Raw genomic sequence first — 16,962 nt, 5'->3', positions numbered from 1 at the left:
ACAGCGAGGTTGATACACCCGATCCCATCCCGAACTCGGCCGTGAAACACCCCAGCGCCCATGGTACTGCGTCTTAAGACGCGGGAGAGTCGGTCGGCGCCAGGCCACCAGACCAGATCTGTACACGACAAACACAAAACCCGCTCAGCCCTACAAAGGCCGAGCGGGTTTTCGCGTGAGAGGAAAGGACGCGCTGAGGCGGACTGAAACGGCGTGCTCATCTCTGTCTCGTGATCCGCACCCTCATATGTTATGAACCTAGAGGGCGGTGCGGGCTGGGGCGTCGATAATGCAAGCTAAGTTGGCGGATCATGAGTTGCGCGTGGTCCTCCCTCCCGGTGAGATCCGCAAGAGCGGCAATGTCACCGCACAGCCTTTCAGCATCCAGGGTCCGCTCCTGATCACGGTGCGCCGCTTTGGCGACCATCGCGGCTACTTCATGGAAACCTATAGCCGCCCGGATTTTGAGGCGGTGGGTGTTCCCGATAGCTTCGTCCAGGACAACCAGTCTCTCTCCGCTACCCCGGGCACGCTGCGCGGGATGCATTTCCAGCTTCCGCCTCGTGCCCAGGGCAAGCTGGTGCGCGTGCTGCAGGGCACCATCCTCGATATCGTGGTCGATATCCGTCGCGCCTCGCCGAGCTTCGGCCAGCATATCGCCTGCCAGCTTTCCTCCGATTCGGGCGAGCAGTTCTATGTGCCCGCCGGCTTCGCGCACGGCTTTGTCACGCTCGAGCCGGACACCATCGTCGCCTACAAGGTCACGGACACCTATGCGCCGGAGTGCGACCGCGGCCTGGCCTGGGACGATCCCGACCTGGCGCTTCCCTGGCCCGATCTCCCCGGCGGCCCTGTCCTCTCGGACAAGGATCGCCGCCACCCGCGCCTGCGCGACCTCCCCGACGCTTTCTGAGGCTCCATCCCCATGCGCGTGATCGTCACCGGCGGCGCCGGCTTCATAGGTTCGGCCCTCGTGCGGCTGCTCGTGCTCGAGCTCGGCCATGAGGTGCTGGTGATCGACAAGCTCACCTATGCCGGCGATCGCCGCACCATCGCCGGCTGCGAGGGCCGTCCCGGCTTCTCCTTCCTGCAGGCCGATATCTGCGATGCCGAGCGCATGCGCACCGCCTTCGCCGATTTCGCCCCGGATGCGGTGATGCACCTTGCGGCCGAGAGCCATGTGGACCGCTCCATCGCCTCGGCAGCACCCTTCATCCAGACCAATGTCATGGGCACCTTCAGCCTCCTGGAGGCGGCGCGGAGCCTCGTGGCCACCTATGACGAGGCGCGCCGCAAGGCCTTCCGCTTCCTCCATGTCTCGACCGACGAGGTCTTCGGCTCCCTCGGCCCGACCGGCGTCTTCACCGAGACCACGCCCTATGACCCGCGCTCGCCCTACTCGGCTAGCAAGGCGGGCTCGGACCATCTCGCCCGTGCCTGGCACGAGACCTATGGGCTGCCCACCATCATCACGAACTGCTCGAACAACTACGGCCCCTACCACTTCCCCGAGAAGCTGATCCCGCTGGTCACCCTCAACGCGCTCGAGGGGGTGCCGCTCCCGGTCTATGGGGATGGCAGCAACATCCGCGACTGGCTCTTCGTCGAGGACCATGTCCGCGCCCTCGTCGCCGCCGTGACCAGGGGCAGGGTGGGTGAGACCTACAATATCGGCGGCCGCTCCGAGCGCACGAACCTGCAGGTGGTCCACGCCATCTGCGACACGCTCGACCGCCTCCGCCCCGCGGATCGCCCCCGGCGCGAGCTGATCACCTTCGTCGCCGACCGGCCCGGCCATGACCGCCGCTACGCCATCGACCCGGGCAAGGCCGAGCGCGAGCTGGGCTGGCGCTCCTCGGTCACCTTCGAGCAGGGGATCGAGCGTACCATCCGCTGGTACCTGGAGAACGAGGCCTGGTGGCGCCCGCTGCGCGAGAACAAGTACAGCGGCGAGCGCCTCGGCCTCCTGCCCGAGCCGGCCAAGGGCGCGGCCTGATGCGCATCCTCGTCGCCGGCCGCACGGGCCAGCTCGCCATCGAACTGATGGAACGCCTCCCGCGCGACGGCCACCAGCCCGTCGCCGGGGAAGCCCCGGAGCTGGACCTGACCGACCCCGCCTCGATCGCGCGCGCGGTCGAGGCAGCGGCGCCGGACGTCATCATCAACGCCGCCGCCTACACGGCCGTGGACAGGGCCGAGAGCCAGCGCGACCTCGCCTTCGCCGTGAACGCCACCGGTGCCGGCCTCCTGGCCGAGGCCGCCGCGCGGCGCGGCATCCCCTTCGTCCATGTCTCGACCGACTATGTCTTTCCCGGCGATGGCGGCGCGCCCTATGCCGAGGACGCGCCCACCGGCCCGGTGGGCGTCTATGGCGAATCCAAGCTGGCAGGGGAGAGGGCGGTGATGGCCGCCAATCCCCGCAGCATCATTCTCCGCACCGCCTGGGTTTGCAGCCCGCATGGCGGCAACTTCGTCAAGACGATGCTGCGCCTGGGCCAGGAGCGCGCGCTCGTCTCGGTCGTGAGCGACCAGCAGGGCGCGCCCACCTTCGCGGCCGACCTGGCGGATGCCATCGCCCGCATCCTTCCCCGCCTTGCGGATGCGAAAGCCGGGGATGAAGGCCTTGGCGTCTTCCACCTCACCGGCGCACCCCACACCAGCTGGCACGGCTTCGCCCAGGCGATCTTTGCCGAAGCCGCCGCGCGTGGCCTGAAGACGCCGGAGCTGCGCGCCATCACGACCGCCGAATACCCCACCCCCGCGCGCCGCCCGGCCGACGGACGACTGGATTGCGGCCGCATCGCACGCATCCACGGCATCCAGCCGGCGGACTGGCGCCAATCCCTCTCGCGCTGCCTCGACGCGCTTATCGGGCCGATGGAGAAGACCAGGGCATGAAGGGCATCATCCTCGCCGGCGGCAGTGGCACGCGCCTCTATCCGGCGACCATGGCCGTCTCGAAGCAGCTCCTGCCCGTCTTCGACAAGCCGATGATCTACTACCCGCTCTCCGTCCTCATGCTGGCGGGGATCCGGGACATCCTTCTCATCTCCACCCCGCATGACCTGCCGCTCTTCAGGCGGCTCCTCGGCACCGGCGAGCAGTGGGGCATCCGCCTCACCTATGTGGAGCAGCCCCGCCCGGATGGCCTCGCCCAGGCCTTCATCCTCGGCGAGGAATTCCTGGCCGGCTCCCCCTCCGCCCTCGTGCTGGGGGACAACATCTTCCACGGCCATGACCTGGACGACCGCATGGCCGAGGCCAAGGTGGAGGGCCCCGGCGCCTCCGTCTTCGCCTACCGCGTGGCCGATCCCGAGCGCTACGGCGTGGTGGAGTTCGACGAGGCCCAGCGGGCCGTCTCGCTGGAGGAGAAGCCAAGGTCACCGCGCTCGGACTGGGCCGTCACCGGACTCTACTTCTATGACGGACGCGCCTCCGCGCTCTCCCGCTCCCTCAAGCCCTCCCCCCGCGGGGAACTCGAGATCACCGACCTCAACCGCCTCTACATGGAGGAGGGTTCGCTCCGCGTGATCCGCCTCGGCCGCGGCTATGCCTGGCTCGACACCGGCACCCATGACAGCCTGCTGGAGGCTGGCGAGTATGTCCGCGCCATCGAGAAGCGCACGGGCATGAAGATCGCCTCGCCCGAGGAAATCGCCTGGCGCCAGGGCTTCATCGACGATGCCGCCCTGCGCGGCCTCGCCGCGAAGCAGAACAAGAGCGGCTATGGCCAGTATCTGGAAAACCTCATCGGCCAGGGATGAGGGCCACGATCGGCGCACGGCCTCGCTTGACCTGCATGCAGGACTGTATGCAGGCTGGCGGGGGCCATGAACGACTCCTCCCCTCGATCCGCGGACCGTGTGCATGAGCAGGTGAAGGCCATGGCCGTCACCTATCGCCTGCGCCCGGCCGAGCGGATCAACGAAGTGGAGCTGGCCCGCCAGCTCGGCGTCAGCCGCACGCCCCTGCGGGAGGCGCTGAACCGTCTCGCGGCCGAAGGTTTCCTGACCACCGAGCCGAATCGCGGCTACACCGTGCGTCCGCTGGACCCCGCGCGCGTCCTCACCCTCTACGAGTACCGGGCGATGCTGGAGACCGCCGCCCTCCGCCTCGCCTGCGAGCGCGCGGATGATGCGGCGCTCGCCGAACTGGCCGGGTTCGCCGCCCTTAGCCGCGACACGCCGGAAGAGGATACCGAAGCCCTCCGCCTCCTCGCCCTCGACGAAGCCTTCCACGAACGCATCGCCGCGCTTTCCGGCAATGAGGAGATGCTGCGTTCCCTCCGCTCCCTGAACGAGCGGATCCGCTTCATTCGCTGGATCGACATGCGCAAGGGCCGCCGCGCCGCGACGCAGGAGGAGCATGGCCGCATCACCGCCCATCTCCGCGCGCGGGATGCCGAGGCGGCCGCGGCGCTGATGCAGACGCACATCGCCCGCCGCCTGGACCAGATCACCGATACGATCCGCGCCGGCTTCGCGGAGATCTACACAGGCAACGCCCTCGCCGCGCAGGCTCTGGGCGAGGTCGCCTGAACATCGCTCTCAGCCAGAAAGGACACCCCATGCGCGCCGTCTTCGTGGATGCCAGCCCCTCCCTCGGCGCCGTGACGGAGCGGCTGCACCGCGCCACCGACATCCCCGTGCAGGTGAACCAGCAGCCCGACATCACCTCCGAGCAGCTTCCGGCACTGCTGGGCGATGCGCAGATCGCCATCATCGACCACACTCACCTGCCCACGGCCATCGCCAAGCAGTGCAAGGGGCTGAAGCATGTGGTGTTCCTGGGCACCGGCGCGCGCAGCTACATGAACCCGGAGGAGCTGGAGGCCGAGTGCGGCATCCAGGTCCATATCATCAAGGGCTATGGCGACACGGCGGTGGCCGAAATGGCCTTCGCCCTGATGTGGGCCGCAGCCAAGGGCCTGGCCTTCATGGATCGCGGCATCCGCGCCGGAAAGTGGCTGCGCACCGATGGCATGGAACTGACGGGCAAGACCGTGGGCCTCATCGGCTTCGGCGGCATCGGCGCGGAGATGGCGCGGCTCTGCAACGGCGCGGGCATGCGCGTGATCGCCTGGAACCGCACGCCGCGCGCCGCGGAGGGCGTGGAGTTCGTCGAACTCGACACGCTGCTGGCCGAAAGCCATGTCGTCTCGCTGCATCTGCTGCTGAACGACGAGACGCGCGGCTTCCTCTCGGCCGGACGCATCGCGAAGATGCGCAAGGACGCCATCTTCGTGAACACCGCCCGCGGCGCCATCACGGATGAGGCGGCGCTGGCCAAGGCCGTGGAAGCCGGTGCGCTCCGTCATATCGGCCTGGACGTTTATGCCGAGGAGCCGCTGCCCGCCGGCCACTTCCTCTCCAAGGTGGAGAACGCGACGCTGGCTGCCCATTCCGCCTTCCGCACGCCCGAGGCGAGCGACAACCTGATCGAGGCCGCCCTCGAGCATTGCCGCCGCATCGCGCGCGAGGCCTGATCGCCATGGCGCGGCATGTCGCCGTCATCGGCTGCGGCATCGAAGGCGCGGCCAGCGCGGTGGAGCTCCTCCGCGCCGGCCATCGCGTGACGATCATCGAGCCGGCGGAGCCCGGAGGCTCCCAGGCCGCCAGCTTCGGCAATGCGGGCTGGCTGTCCTCCCACTCCGTCCTGCCGCCCAGCGCGCCGGGCCTGTGGAAGAAGGTGCCGGGCTTCCTGCGCGATCCGCTCGGCCCGCTGGCCGTGCGCTGGAGCTACTTCCCCAAGGCGTTGCCCTGGCTGCTCCGCTATATCGCCGCCGGTTCCACCGAGGCGAAGCTTCTCCGCATCGCTCAATCCCTGCGCCCGCTGCTGAAGGACAGCCCCATCCTCCATGCCGCCCTGGCGAAGGAAGCCGGCGTCCCCGAGCTGATCGAACACAAGGGCCTGATGAATGCCTGGCACAGCCGCGCCGGCTTCGAGGCCGAGGCGATGGGCTGGCGTATCCGCCGCCAGGTCGGCATCACCTGGACGGAGCTGGAAGGCGAGGCCCTGCGCGCTGCCGAGCCTGACCTGGACCCTGCCTATACCTTCGCCGTGCTGACGGAGGAGGCGGGCCGTTGCCTTTCCCCGGGCCGCTACGTCGCCGCCCTCGCCGCCCTTGCGCAGCGGAACGGCGCGGAACTCCGCAAGGCCGCCGCGACCGGCTTCCGGCTGGAAGGTGGCAGGCTGAAGGGCGTCACCCTGTCCGACGGCAGCATGCTCGCTTGCGATTCCGCCGTGATCTGCTGCGGCGCCCGCTCCGCGCCGCTCGCCGCCCAGCTGGGCGATCCTGTGCCGCTGGAAACCGAGCGCGGCTACCACGTCATGCTGCACGGGGTGAATGTCGGCCCGCGCCATTCCATCGGTCTCGGCCCGGCCAAGATGGTGGTGAACCCGATGGCCGATGGCCTCCGCGCGGCGGGGCAGGTGGAGATCGCGGGGCTGGAAGGCGCGCCCAACTGGAAGCGCGCCGAGATCCTGCGCGACCACCTGCTGAAAGCCTTCCCCGCCCTGCCGAATCCCTATCCGGCGGACCGCGTCACCACCTGGCTCGGCCATCGCCCGAGCACGCCGGACGGCATGCCTGTCCTTGCCCCCGCAAGCGGCTGCCCGGATGTGATCCATGCCTTCGGCCATGGTCATGTCGGGCTGGTGGCAGGGCCGCGCACCGGGCGTATCGTGGCCCACCTCCTCTCCGGCCAGGCGCCGGAGATCGATATCGCCCCCTTCGCCCCCACACGCTTCCGCTGAGGCGCCCATGACGGCCATCCCCACCACCTCTCCCCGGCGCGGCGTCGCGAAGGGCGGCAAGGCCATCTATGGCGCGCCGCTCGGCATCCTGATGCTTGAGGCCCGCTTCCCCCGCATCCATGGCGACATGGGCAATGGCGGCACCTGGCCCTTCCCGGTGCTCTACCGCGTGGTGCGCGGCGCGAGCCCGGAGAAGGTGGTGCTGAACGGCGCGAACGGGCTGCTGGATGCCTTCCTGGAGGCGGCCGCCGATCTCGTCTCCCTTGGCGCCGAGGCCATCACCACCAATTGCGGCTTCCTCTCCCTCTTCCAGAAGGAACTGGCCGCGCATGTGTGCGTGCCCGTCGCCACCAGCTCGCTGATGCAGGTGCCATGGGTGCAGGCCATGCTGCCGCCGGGGCAGCGCGTCGGCCTCGTCACCGTCTCCGGCTCCTCCCTCACGCCGAGGCATCTCGAAGCCGTGGGCGTGCCACTCGATATCCCCATGGAGGGCACGGAGAGCGGGCGCGAGTTCTTCCGTGTGCTCATCAAGGCCGAGAAGGACGACATGGATGTCGATCTGGCCGAGCAGGATGTGGTGGAGGCCGCCCAGCGCCTCGTCGCCCGGCATCCGGAGGTAGGCGCCATCGTGCTGGAATGCACGAACATGCCGCCCTATGCCGCAGCCGTGCAGCGCGCCACGGGCCGTCCGGTCTACGACATCTACTCGATGATCACCTATTTCCACGCAGGCATCCGCCCGCGGGACTTCGCCATCCGCTGAAGCCGGGTGCGAGGGGGGTCAGTGCAGGACCCCATTCGGCCCGATGCGGGGGCGCAGCATGGCATGCAGTTCCGTGGGGGACAGGGCTGGAGGCTTCGCCTCACCCCATCGCCGCGCCTCGCCCACGGCCGGCAGCACGGGGCGGATCAGCGCGGACATGGTGGGCCGGCCCTCGGCATCGCGCAGCATCGAGACATAGTTCTGCACCCACACCATGCTGCCATCCGCGCGCACATAGCGTTTCACGATGGTGAATGGCTCGTCCTGCTTCCGTAGGCGGTCCAGCTTCTGCCCATTCCCCGGCCAGTCCTCGTAATGGGTGATGTCATGGATGCCGCGTTCCAGCAGCGCACGCACGTCCAGCCCGAGCAGATCGCACAGCACCCGGTTCACCTGGGTGATGCGGCCGGTTTCGTCAGCCAGAGCCTGTCCGAATGGCTGGTTGATCAAATGTTGCGTTCCGAATCGCGCAACGGACGATCCATTGCGTGAGGCAAGGGTGTGAACGCATGAAACCACGTCAAGTCACCAAGGGAACCCGTGGCGGCGTGCCCGGTTAACCACCGGCGGTCTGATGCGCCAGCGCAGCAGCAGGAGGAGAGCTCATGCCCCGGATCCAGGGCGCGATCGTCGTGATCGCCGGCGCATCCAGCGGCATCGGCCGCGCGACGGCCCAGCGCCTGGCGCGCGAGGGCGCCAGGCTCGTTCTGGCATCCCGCCGGCCGGACACGTTGAGGACGGTGCGCGAGGAATGCGAGCGCCTGGGCGCTGAGACCATCGCCGTGCCCACCGACGTGACCGACCCCGGCGCCCTGCGCGACCTGGCGGAAGCCGCGCTCAGCCGCTTCGGGCGGATCGATGTCTGGATCAACAATGCCGGCGTGGGCGTGGTTGGAACCTTCGAGGAGGTGCCGATCGAATCCCACGCCCAGGTCGTGCGCATCAACCTGCTCGGCCAGGTGAACGGCGCCCACGCCGTGCTGCCCGTTTTCAAGCGCCAGCGCCACGGGGTGATGATCAACACCCTCTCCATCGGCTCCTGGGTGCCCACGCCCTTCGCCGCCTCCTATGGCGCGGCAAAGGCGGGGCTGCGCGGCTTCACAGAGTCCCTGCGGGGTGAGCTTCAGGACTGGCCGGGGATCCATGTCTGCGATCTTTACCCGGCGGTGGTGGACACGCCGGGCCTGCGCCACGCCGCCAACCACAGCGGGCACCGCATCGATGCGGGCGGCCCCATCGCCTCGCCCTTCGAGGTAGCGGAGACGATCGTCTCACTGATCCGCCGCCCCCGCTCGGCGGCGCCGGTCGGCTGGTCCGCCCAGCTGCTCCGCATCGCCGCCACCCTCGCGCCCACCCCGGTTCGCTGGGCAGCAGGGAAGGCGATGAAGAAAGGCCTCTCCAGCGGCCCGAGGGCGGCGCCGACGGAAGGCAATCTCTTCTCCGCTCCCCGCGACCATGGTGTCTATGGTGGCTTCCGGAGCGAGGCAGCCATCCGGATTCCCGCCAAGGCCTGGCTGGCCGCGGCCGGGATCATCGGCTTCTGGTTGGCCCGGAGACGCTGAAAGGACGCCCTTTGGAGATCGACATCCCCGAGATCCGCGCCGAGGTGGAGGCCGCCTTCGCCCGCTATGAGCAGGCCCTGGTCACCAATGACGTGCCGGTCCTGGAGGAACTGTTCCGCGATGCGCCCGAGACCATCCGCTACGGCGCCGCGGAAAACCTCTATGGCATGGAGGAGATCCGCGCCTTCCGCCGCGCACGCCCCGCCATGGGGCTGGAGCGCCGGCTGGAGCGCACGGTGATCACCACCTTTGGCCGCGACTTCGCGGTGGCGAACACCATGTTCCGGCGGGAGAACGCGCCGGGAAGGCTGGGCCGCCAGAGCCAGAGCTGGGTGCGCTTCCCCGAAGGCTGGCGGGTCGTCGCCGCGCATGTGAGCGTGGTCCCGGAATGAACGGGCCGGGGGAGGCGATCCCCCGGCTATCTGTTCCCCACGGCCCGGCGCCTATTCGGCGGCAACGGTCTTCTGCGTCTGCACGCCCAGCCCATCGATCCCCAGGCGCATCACCTGGCCCGGCCGCAGATAGGCGGGGGGCTTCATTCCCATGGCCACGCCGGGCGGCGTGCCCGTGGTGATGATGTCGCCGGGATGCAGGGTGATGAACTGGCTGACATAGGAAACGATGGTCCGCACATCGAAGATCATCGTGCGCGTCGATCCATCCTGCATCCGCCTGCCATCCACCTCCAGCCACATGCCCAGGTCCTGCGGATCCGGCACCTCGTCGGCCGTCACCAGCCAGGGGCCGACGGGACCATAGCCATCCGCGCTCTTGCCTTTGTCCCAGGTGCCGCCGCGCTCCATCTGCCACTCGCGCTCGGACACGTCGTTGCAGATGGCGTAGCCCGCCACATGCTCCAGCGCCGCCTCGGGCGAGACGCGCCGGGCGAGGGTGCCAATGATGATGGCCAGTTCCACCTCCCAATCCGTCTTCCGGCTGTCCGGCGGGATGGCCACGTCGTCATCCGGCCCGGCCAGGGAGTTGAGGGATTTGAGGAAGACGATCGGCTCCTTCGGCACCGCCGCGCCGCTCTCCGCCGCATGGTCGGCATAGTTCAGCCCGATCGCCACGAAGTTGCGCGTGCCCCCGACAGGTGGCCCCAGCCGCATGGTGGGCGAGACCATCGGCAGCTCCTCCGTATTCACCGCCGCCAGCCGCGCGAGGCCTTCGGGGGAGAGCACGTCGCCGGCCAGGTCCGGCACCACGCCCGAAAGGTCGCGGATCACCCCATCCGCATCCAGCAATCCCGGTTTCTCGGCGCCGGGCGCGCCAAATCGCAGCAGCTTCATCGCGTCTGTATCCGTTTTCCTGTCCTGGCCGCCTGTCGCCCCGCCCTCAGGCGAAGCTCTCCTCCAGGAAGACCTGCACGGCCTGGAAGAGCGCGCCCCGGTTGCGCTCCAGCATGATCGAATGCGTGCCCTCGGCCAGCATCACCAGCCGCTTGCCCGGAGAATTGGTGAGGAGCGGGAACAGCGTCGTCGCCATGGAAGGCGGCGTGTCCCGGTCCCATTCGCCCAGCACCAGCAGGGCCGGGACGGTGATCTTCGCGGGGTCGTAGAAGGGCCGCCCGGCATCCCAGTGTTCGCGCAGGTCCTGCAGCACCCCGTTCGGCGCCCGCAGCACGGAAGGAACCTGGCGCGATCCCTCGGGGTCGGTCGCGAAGGTCGCATCGGCCCAGTATTCGTACCAGCCCGGCGGGATGAGGTTGGCCCGCTTGTTGTCCGGCACCCCGTTCATCCAGCGCTCACGCGCCTGGGCGCGCGTGACGGTGCGATAGGCGGGAAGCGGGCCTTCCGGCACCGGCACGGCGCCCCGTTTGTTCGGATCCCGCAGCCAGAGCGGCGCGTAGAGCACCAGCCGGTCCACCAGGGCGGGATTGTCGGCCGCGAAGCGGGAGACGAGGGTCGTGCCCCAGGACCAGCCGATCAGCCCGGTCTTCGCCACCCCGCGCGCCTCGCGGATATGCTTCAGCGCCACGGCGATGTCCGCCACCGCCTGCTCGCCCCGCGTGGGCGGCGGCGACTGGTCCGCGGGCGGACGGGTGGAGCGGCCATAGCCGGTCAGGTCCAGGCTCCACACATCGAAGCCCCGCCCGGCCATGTAGTCCATCCAGGACACGCCCGAGAGAGGCAGGTCGAAGGTGGTGCTGGCCGGGTAGGTGGCGCCATGAACGCAGAGGATGGTGCGGTCCGGCCGGGCCGGCGCCTGCGCCTCCGGCCGCTTGTTCCGCAGGTAGAGCTGCATGCCCGGCTCGCGGCCGGGGATCAGCATCTCGTCCATCACCACCCCGGCGGGCTGGGCACTGGCCGGATGGATGCCGGCGGCGAGGGGCAGCAGCATGGGCGATGCGAGCACGCTACGGCGGGCGATGCGGCCTGGACGGGCCATGTGAGCTCTCCCCTTGTCGTCGCCAGGGCTGGTTCGGCATGGCCGCCCCTGATCGCCCCTGAAGTTACACCCGCCGGGGAGGGGCGGCCAGCAGCCCCCCCGGGCCGGTCGTCACCCTCCCACGGGCGGCTGGACCAGCCGTGGTGCGCCCCGCGGGTTGAGCGGCGCCGCGAGCGGCGTGGTGCCCGGCACGGGCTGGAAGGTCCCCTGGCGTTCCGCCGGCACGGGCGCGCGGGCCAGCATGCGCCACAGGGCGAAGCCCAGCACCAGCCCGGCGATGATGGCGGCATAGGCGAAGAGCCCTGGCGCCCCCAGCACCGACATGGCGGTGGAACCGGCCAGCGGGCCCGCCGTGGCGCCCGCCGAATAGGCCAGCACCAGCCCGCCGCTCGCCGCCACCCGCTCCTGCCGCCCCAGGTGATCGTTGGTATGCGCCACGCAGAGCGGATAGAGCGCGAAGGCGAAGCCGCCGAACAGGGCCGCCGAGGCGAGGAGCGCGCCCTGGCCTTCCCGGGCGAGCAGTGGCACGACCATGGCGGAAGCCGCCAGCGCGGCCAGCGTGCCCGCGATTACCCGCCTCCGGTCGAAGGCATCGGAGAGGCGCCCGAGCGGCCATTGCAGCAGCACGCCGCCGAAGATCACCGCGCTCATGAACAGCGCCGCCCCCTGCGCCTCCAGCCCCGCCGCCGCGCGGGCGAAGACCGGCCCCAGCGCATAGATGGCCCCGAGGATCAGCCCGCTGCCGATCGTGCCCACCAGCCCGAGCGGCGATGCGGCATAGAGGCGCCGCGCGGGCAGGGATGCCACGTCCGGCATGATGGGCGGCGCCTGGCGCGTCAGCGCCACCGGCAGCACGGCCAGCGAGACAAGGATCGAGACGAGCATGAAGACCTGCGGCCGCCCCGGCCCCTCGTCCAGCCCCAGCAGGAACTGTCCCACCGCCTGGCCGGAATAGAGGCAGATCATGTAGGCGGCGAGGATCTTGCCCCGCGTGGCCGGCGTCGCCCGGTCGTTCAGCCAGCTCTCCACGCAGATGAAGATCCCGGCCATGCAGAAGCCCTCCGCCATGCGCAGCGCCGCCCAGGGCAGCGGATGGCCGATGAGCGGATAGGCCAGGGCAAGCGCCGAGACCGCCGAGGCGAAGGCGCCGAAGGCCCTGATATGCCCGGCCCGCGCCACCAGCCTGTAGGCCAGCAGGGATCCCAGGGTGAGCCCGGCGAAATAGGCCGCCATGATCAGGCCCGTGGCGATGCGGGGCGTGCCCAGCGCATCCAGCCGCAGGCTGACCAGCGTGGCCAGCGGCCCGTTGCCCAGCATTACCAGCGCCGCCCCGGCCAGCAGGGCGGCCACGGGGCGCAGGCTTCCCGCAGGCGCCCCGGGCGCGTCCGGCTCCGTCACACCGCCTGCCCGGCCAGCTGCCGGTAGGCGAGGTGGCGCTCATACTGCGCCAGCACATCGGCGATCAGCACCTCGCGCGGCTGGCCCATCATGTCGTAGCCCTGCCCGCCTTCCCGCAGGAAGACCTCCGCCTTGAAGTAGCGGTCCCGGCTGGTGGCATAGGTGCCGCGCTCGAAATAGGCGAAGCTCGGCAGGGCATAGCCGCGGGCGCGGATGCCGTAGCGGAACTCATCGGGCGTGCCCGGCATGGCCGCGAGGCCGACGCGGTCCTCCTCACGCCGCATCGCGGTGTCCACCCCGCGACGCCGGAGCTCCTCGCACACCGCTTCCAGCGAAGGCGCCACCACCTCCGCGAGATAGCGCTGCACCTCGGCCCGGGATGGGTGGTGCAGGATGGAGTGCAGCTGCCCCTGCCAGCCCTGGTCCGGCGCGATCCGCGCGGGGGAGGCGTGCTGTACGCTCTGGCGCAGCGCTTCGGTCCGCAACGCCTTCAACAACCCGTAGCAGATGACGAGCATCACCACGGTGAAGGGCAGGGCGCTGGCGATGGTCGCGGTCTGCAGGCTTTGCAGCCCCCCGGCCGAGAGAAGCACCGCCGCGACCAGGCCCGAGAGCAGCGCCCAGAACACGCGCCGCCAGACCGGTGTCTCCTCCGAGCCGCCCGAGGTGATCGTGTCGATCACCAGCGCCGCGGAGTCGGCCGAGGTCACGAAGAAGGTCACCACCAGCAGCGTCGCGAGGGCCGAGGTGAGGGTGGCGAAGGGGAACTGCTCCAGGAAGGCGAAGAGGGCGAGTGGCACGCTGTTCGCCACCGCTTCCGAGACCGCCGTGGTGGCGCCGGTGAGCTGGAGCGAGATGGCGGTGTTCCCGAACACCGTCATCCAGAGAAAGGTGAAGCCGGTGGGGACGAAGAGCACGCCCAGCACGAATTCGCGGATGGTGCGCCCGCGCGAGATACGCGCGATGAACATGCCCACGAAGGGCGACCAGGAGATCCACCAGGCCCAGTAAAACAGCGTCCAGCCCGCGATCCAGTCATTCGGCTCATAGGCATAGAGCATGAAGGTGCGCTCGAAGAACCGGTCGATATAGCCGCCGGTGTTCTGCACCAGCGCCTGCAGCAGGAACACGGTCGGGCCCGCCACCGCGACGAAGACGAGCAGGATCGCGGCGACGGCCATGTTGAACTCGCTGATGCGGCGGATGCCGGCATCCAGCCCCATCATCACGGAAATCGTGGCGACGCCGGTGATCGCGGCGATCAGCAGCACCTGGACCAGCAGCGTGCTGGGAAGGCCGGTCAGGTGGTTCAGCCCTGCATTGATCTGCAGCACCCCCAGGCCGAGCGAGGTGGCCACGCCGAAGATGGTGCCCAGCACGGCGAAGATGTCGATCGCCTGCCCGATGGGGCCATGAATGCGGTCCCCGATCAGCGGGTAAAGCGCGGAGCGGATGGTCAGCGGCAGGCCATGCCGGAAGCCGAAATAGGCGAGCGAAAGGCCGATCACCGCATAGATCGCCCAGGCGTGTATGCCCCAGTGGAAGAAGGTGATGCGCATCGCGGCGCGCGCCGCTTCCACCGTCCCGCCGTCGCCGATCGGCGGGGTGGTGAAGTGCATCACCGGCTCGGCCACGCCGAAGAAGACCAGCCCGATGCCCATGCCCGCGCTGAACAGCATGGCAAACCATGAGCCGTAGCTGAAATCCGGTTCCGAGTGATTGGGCCCGAGCCGCACCTGGCCATGGCTGCTCAGGGCGAGATAGAGCACGAACACCACGAAGACGGCGACGGAGAGCAGGTAGAACCAGCCCAGGCGGCTGAGGATCCAGCTCTGGGCCGCGGTGAAGATCCGGCCCACCGTCTCGGGCGCGATGACCCCGAACGTCACGATGATGGCAATCAGCACCGCCGAGAGGATGAAGACCGGGCCCAGGGCCCGCGAACCGGCGCTCCGCGCGGCTGGTGATGGGTCGGACATACGTGTTCCACTTCGAGATAAAATCACCCCGCGACCCGGTGCATGACCGGGGCGGGGCGGTGGAGCCGGCGGGCCTGATGGCCCTTTCATGCCAGGGCAACGCAGCAGGCGCGGTTTTGTTGATGTGCCCTTCGGAACGTTGCGTGCCGGTTTCCGCAGGAGCCCTGCGCGGAGCGGAACCGTGCTCCCCCCGGCCATGCATGGCTGGAAAGGGCGGGCTGCGGTTACATTCCCTTCATGATCGAGGAAGCACAGCGGCGGAGCCCCTGGTGGGCGGAAATGCGGGCCACGCTGATCCTCGCCTGGCCGATGGCGCTCACCAATCTCTCGCAGATGGCGCTGCTGGCCACGGATGCCGCCTTCCTGGGCCATCTCTCCACCGAGGCGCTGGCGGCCGCCACGCTCTCCGGCACGCTGTACTGGACCATGCTGGCGCCGGGCTTCGGCTTTTCCTTCGCGGCGGCGGCCATGCTGGCGCAGGAACGGGGGCGGCGGGTGGGCCATGTGCGGGCGATGCGGCGCACGCTGCGCGCCGGCGGCTGGGCCGCCCTGCTGGCGGCCCTGCCGGGCATGGTGCTTCTCTGGCACGGCGGCGCGGTGCTGCGGGCCCTGGGGCAGGAGCCCGGCCTGGCGATCCATGCCCAGGAATTCCTGCGCTTCGTGCTCTGGGGCATTTTCCCCTTCTGCCTGTTTCTCACGCTGCGCGGCTTCATGGCGGCGATGGAGCGGCCCTGGCCGCCCCTGCTCATCGGCGTGCTGGCGGTGCCGCTGAACGCGCTGCTGGACTGGGTTTTCATCTTCGGCCATCTCGGCGCCCCCGCCCTGGGCGTGCAGGGGGCCGGCATCGCCAGCGCCGGGGCCAATCTCTTCATGGTGGTTGCCCTGGCCCTGTTCATTCTCCGGGACAGGAAGCTGCGGCGCTACCGCGTCTTCGGGCGCTTCTGGCGGTTGGAGGCGGGGCGGCTGCTGCGGGTACTGCGGCTCGGCCTGCCCGTCGCGGCCCAGATGCTGCTGGAAATTGGTCTGTTCAGCGCGGTGGGCCTCGTCATGGGGCCCTTCGGGGCGCAGGCGGTAGCGGCCCATGCGATCGCCCTGCAGATCGCCAGCACCACCTTCGCCATCCCGCTCGGCCTTTCCCAGGCAGCCACGGCCCGTGTGGGCCTGGCCATCGGCGCGGCCCGCCCCAGGGCGGCCTGGCGCGCGGGCTGGACGGCCATCGGGCTCTCCACCCTCTTCATGGGGCCGATGGCGGCGATGATGCTCCTGGCTCCCGGGGCGCTCACCCGCATTTTCCTGGACCCCATGGCCCCCGGGGCGCCCGAGACCGCCGCCCTGGCCGGCACGCTGCTCCTCTTCGCCGGCCTGTTCCAGCTGAGCGACGGCGTGCAGGTGGTGGCGGCCGGCGCGTTGCGCGGGCTGCATGACACGCAGGTTCCCATGGTGATTGCCGGCCTGGGCTACTGGGCGCTTGGCTTCACCGCCGCGCTGATCCTCGCGCATCCCCTGGGCTTCGGCCCGGCAGGGATCTGGGCCGGGCTGGTGATCGGGCTGGGCGGGGTGGCGGCGGCCCTGACCTGGCGCTGGGCCCGGCTCTCACGGCGCGGCGGCTTGACGGCCGGCCGCCGCCTTGCCCCCATCCCTGCATGAGCACCGCCCCGATCTGGAAGAAGACCGCCACGCCGGAGGAGCTGAACGCCCGCTCCGGCGATACCGCGCATGGCCATCTGGGCCTGCGTTTCACCGAGATCGGGCCGGATTATCTCCGCGCCACCATGCCGGTGGATCATCGCCACGTGCAGCCCTGGCGCGTGCTGCATGGCGGCATCTCCACCGTGATCTCGGAAACCCTGGGCAGCACCGCCTCCTTCCTCGCGGTGCCCGAGGGGTTCCGCGTCGTGGGCATCGAGATCAACGCCAACCACTTCGCAGCGGTGCCGGAGGGGGAAACGGTCACGGCCGAGTGCCGCCCCTTCCACACCGGCCGGACCACCCAGGTCTGGCAGACCGAGATCCGCCGGGCGAATGGCCGCCTGGCCTGCGTCTCCCGCCTCACCTGCGCCGTGCTGCCGGAATAGGGCCGGGACAGGGGCGGCGAGGGGCGAGGCGATCCGGTGGC

General features: G+C 69.8%; 17 protein-coding genes and 1 rRNA gene. 13 read left to right on the top strand and 5 right to left on the bottom strand.

Annotation, left to right across the window (positions count from 1 at the left end):
• The 9 genes from rrf to J8J14_RS02025 form a co-directional block, all read left to right on the top strand.
• Nucleotides 1-105 (top strand): 5S ribosomal RNA (gene rrf / locus J8J14_RS02065); the annotation flags it as partial.
• Nucleotides 106-322: 217 nt separating this feature from the next.
• Nucleotides 323-913: a dTDP-4-dehydrorhamnose 3,5-epimerase gene (rfbC, locus tag J8J14_RS02060; protein WP_342452365.1), complete on the top strand. Its 591-nt coding sequence runs from the start codon at nucleotides 323-325 to the stop codon at nucleotides 911-913.
• Between the two features lie 12 nt (nucleotides 914-925).
• Nucleotides 926-1,996, top strand: a complete 1,071-nt coding sequence (gene rfbB, locus J8J14_RS02055; protein WP_209377723.1) for a dTDP-glucose 4,6-dehydratase — start codon at nucleotides 926-928, stop codon at nucleotides 1,994-1,996.
• Nucleotides 1,996-2,898 carry a dTDP-4-dehydrorhamnose reductase gene (gene rfbD, locus J8J14_RS02050; protein WP_209377722.1) on the top strand — a complete coding sequence of 301 codons (903 nt, stop codon included), beginning with the start codon at nucleotides 1,996-1,998 and terminating at the stop codon, nucleotides 2,896-2,898. The genes rfbB and rfbD overlap by 1 nt, the downstream gene beginning before the upstream one ends.
• Nucleotides 2,895-3,764 (top strand): glucose-1-phosphate thymidylyltransferase RfbA, encoded by an 870-nt coding sequence (rfbA, locus tag J8J14_RS02045; RefSeq protein ID WP_209377721.1) that lies wholly within the window; start codon nucleotides 2,895-2,897, stop codon nucleotides 3,762-3,764. The genes rfbD and rfbA overlap by 4 nt, the downstream gene beginning before the upstream one ends.
• Nucleotides 3,765-3,830: 66 nt before the next feature.
• Entirely contained in the window at nucleotides 3,831-4,538 is a 708-nt protein-coding gene (locus J8J14_RS02040) for a GntR family transcriptional regulator (RefSeq protein ID WP_209377720.1), read from the top strand.
• A gap of 29 nt (nucleotides 4,539-4,567) precedes the next feature.
• Nucleotides 4,568-5,485, top strand: coding sequence for an NAD(P)-dependent oxidoreductase (locus tag J8J14_RS02035; RefSeq protein ID WP_209377719.1), 918 nt, complete (start codon nucleotides 4,568-4,570; stop codon nucleotides 5,483-5,485).
• Between the two features lie 5 nt (nucleotides 5,486-5,490).
• Complete coding sequence (locus J8J14_RS02030) at nucleotides 5,491-6,756, top strand: NAD(P)/FAD-dependent oxidoreductase (RefSeq protein ID WP_209377718.1); 1,266 nt, start codon at nucleotides 5,491-5,493, stop codon at nucleotides 6,754-6,756.
• Between the two features lie 7 nt (nucleotides 6,757-6,763).
• Nucleotides 6,764-7,519 carry an aspartate/glutamate racemase family protein gene (locus tag J8J14_RS02025; protein WP_209377717.1) on the top strand — a complete coding sequence of 252 codons (756 nt, stop codon included), beginning with the start codon at nucleotides 6,764-6,766 and terminating at the stop codon, nucleotides 7,517-7,519.
• Between the two features lie 18 nt (nucleotides 7,520-7,537).
• Here the strand turns inward: J8J14_RS02025 and J8J14_RS02020 are convergent, their stop codons facing one another.
• Entirely contained in the window at nucleotides 7,538-7,969 is a 432-nt protein-coding gene (locus J8J14_RS02020; RefSeq protein ID WP_209377716.1) for a PAS domain S-box protein, read from the bottom strand.
• A gap of 155 nt (nucleotides 7,970-8,124) precedes the next feature.
• Between J8J14_RS02020 and J8J14_RS02015 the strand changes: the two genes are divergently transcribed.
• Together J8J14_RS02015 and hpxZ are read left to right on the top strand one after the other, a co-directional pair.
• Nucleotides 8,125-9,081, top strand: a complete 957-nt coding sequence (locus J8J14_RS02015) for an SDR family oxidoreductase (protein ID WP_209377715.1) — start codon at nucleotides 8,125-8,127, stop codon at nucleotides 9,079-9,081.
• Between the two features lie 11 nt (nucleotides 9,082-9,092).
• On the top strand, nucleotides 9,093-9,473 hold the full coding sequence (gene hpxZ, locus J8J14_RS02010; protein ID WP_245215250.1) for an oxalurate catabolism protein HpxZ: 381 nt from the start codon (nucleotides 9,093-9,095) through the stop codon (nucleotides 9,471-9,473).
• A 51-nt stretch (nucleotides 9,474-9,524) separates the two neighbouring features.
• Here hpxZ and J8J14_RS02005 read toward each other — a convergent pair whose 3' ends face one another.
• The 4 genes from J8J14_RS02005 to J8J14_RS01990 form a co-directional block, all read right to left on the bottom strand.
• Nucleotides 9,525-10,370, bottom strand: a complete 846-nt coding sequence (locus J8J14_RS02005) for a fumarylacetoacetate hydrolase family protein (RefSeq protein ID WP_209377714.1) — start codon at nucleotides 10,368-10,370, stop codon at nucleotides 9,525-9,527.
• Nucleotides 10,371-10,416: 46 nt separating this feature from the next.
• On the bottom strand, nucleotides 10,417-11,469 hold the full coding sequence (locus J8J14_RS02000; RefSeq protein ID WP_245215249.1) for an alpha/beta hydrolase: 1,053 nt from the start codon (nucleotides 11,467-11,469) through the stop codon (nucleotides 10,417-10,419).
• Nucleotides 11,470-11,580: 111 nt separating this feature from the next.
• Nucleotides 11,581-12,867: an MFS transporter gene (locus J8J14_RS01995; protein WP_342452364.1), complete on the bottom strand. Its 1,287-nt coding sequence runs from the start codon at nucleotides 12,865-12,867 to the stop codon at nucleotides 11,581-11,583.
• Complete coding sequence (locus tag J8J14_RS01990; RefSeq protein ID WP_209377713.1) at nucleotides 12,864-14,846, bottom strand: BCCT family transporter; 1,983 nt, start codon at nucleotides 14,844-14,846, stop codon at nucleotides 12,864-12,866. Before J8J14_RS01990 ends, J8J14_RS01995 begins: the two co-directional genes overlap by 4 nt.
• Before the next feature lie 237 nt (nucleotides 14,847-15,083).
• Here J8J14_RS01990 and J8J14_RS01985 point away from each other — a divergent pair, with 237 nt between their 5' ends.
• Nucleotides 15,084-16,493, top strand: coding sequence for an MATE family efflux transporter (locus tag J8J14_RS01985; RefSeq protein ID WP_245215248.1), 1,410 nt, complete (start codon nucleotides 15,084-15,086; stop codon nucleotides 16,491-16,493).
• Nucleotides 16,490-16,921, top strand: coding sequence for a hotdog fold thioesterase (locus tag J8J14_RS01980; protein ID WP_209377712.1), 432 nt, complete (start codon nucleotides 16,490-16,492; stop codon nucleotides 16,919-16,921). The genes J8J14_RS01985 and J8J14_RS01980 overlap by 4 nt, the downstream gene beginning before the upstream one ends.
• Nucleotides 16,922-16,962 lie beyond the last annotated feature (41 nt).

Origin of the sequence: Pararoseomonas baculiformis (assembly GCF_017813395.1) — a bacterium.
Taxonomy (GTDB): Bacteria; Pseudomonadota; Alphaproteobacteria; order Acetobacterales; family Acetobacteraceae; genus Roseomonas; species Roseomonas baculiformis.
This window is presented reverse-complemented; position numbering and strand designations above follow the sequence as displayed.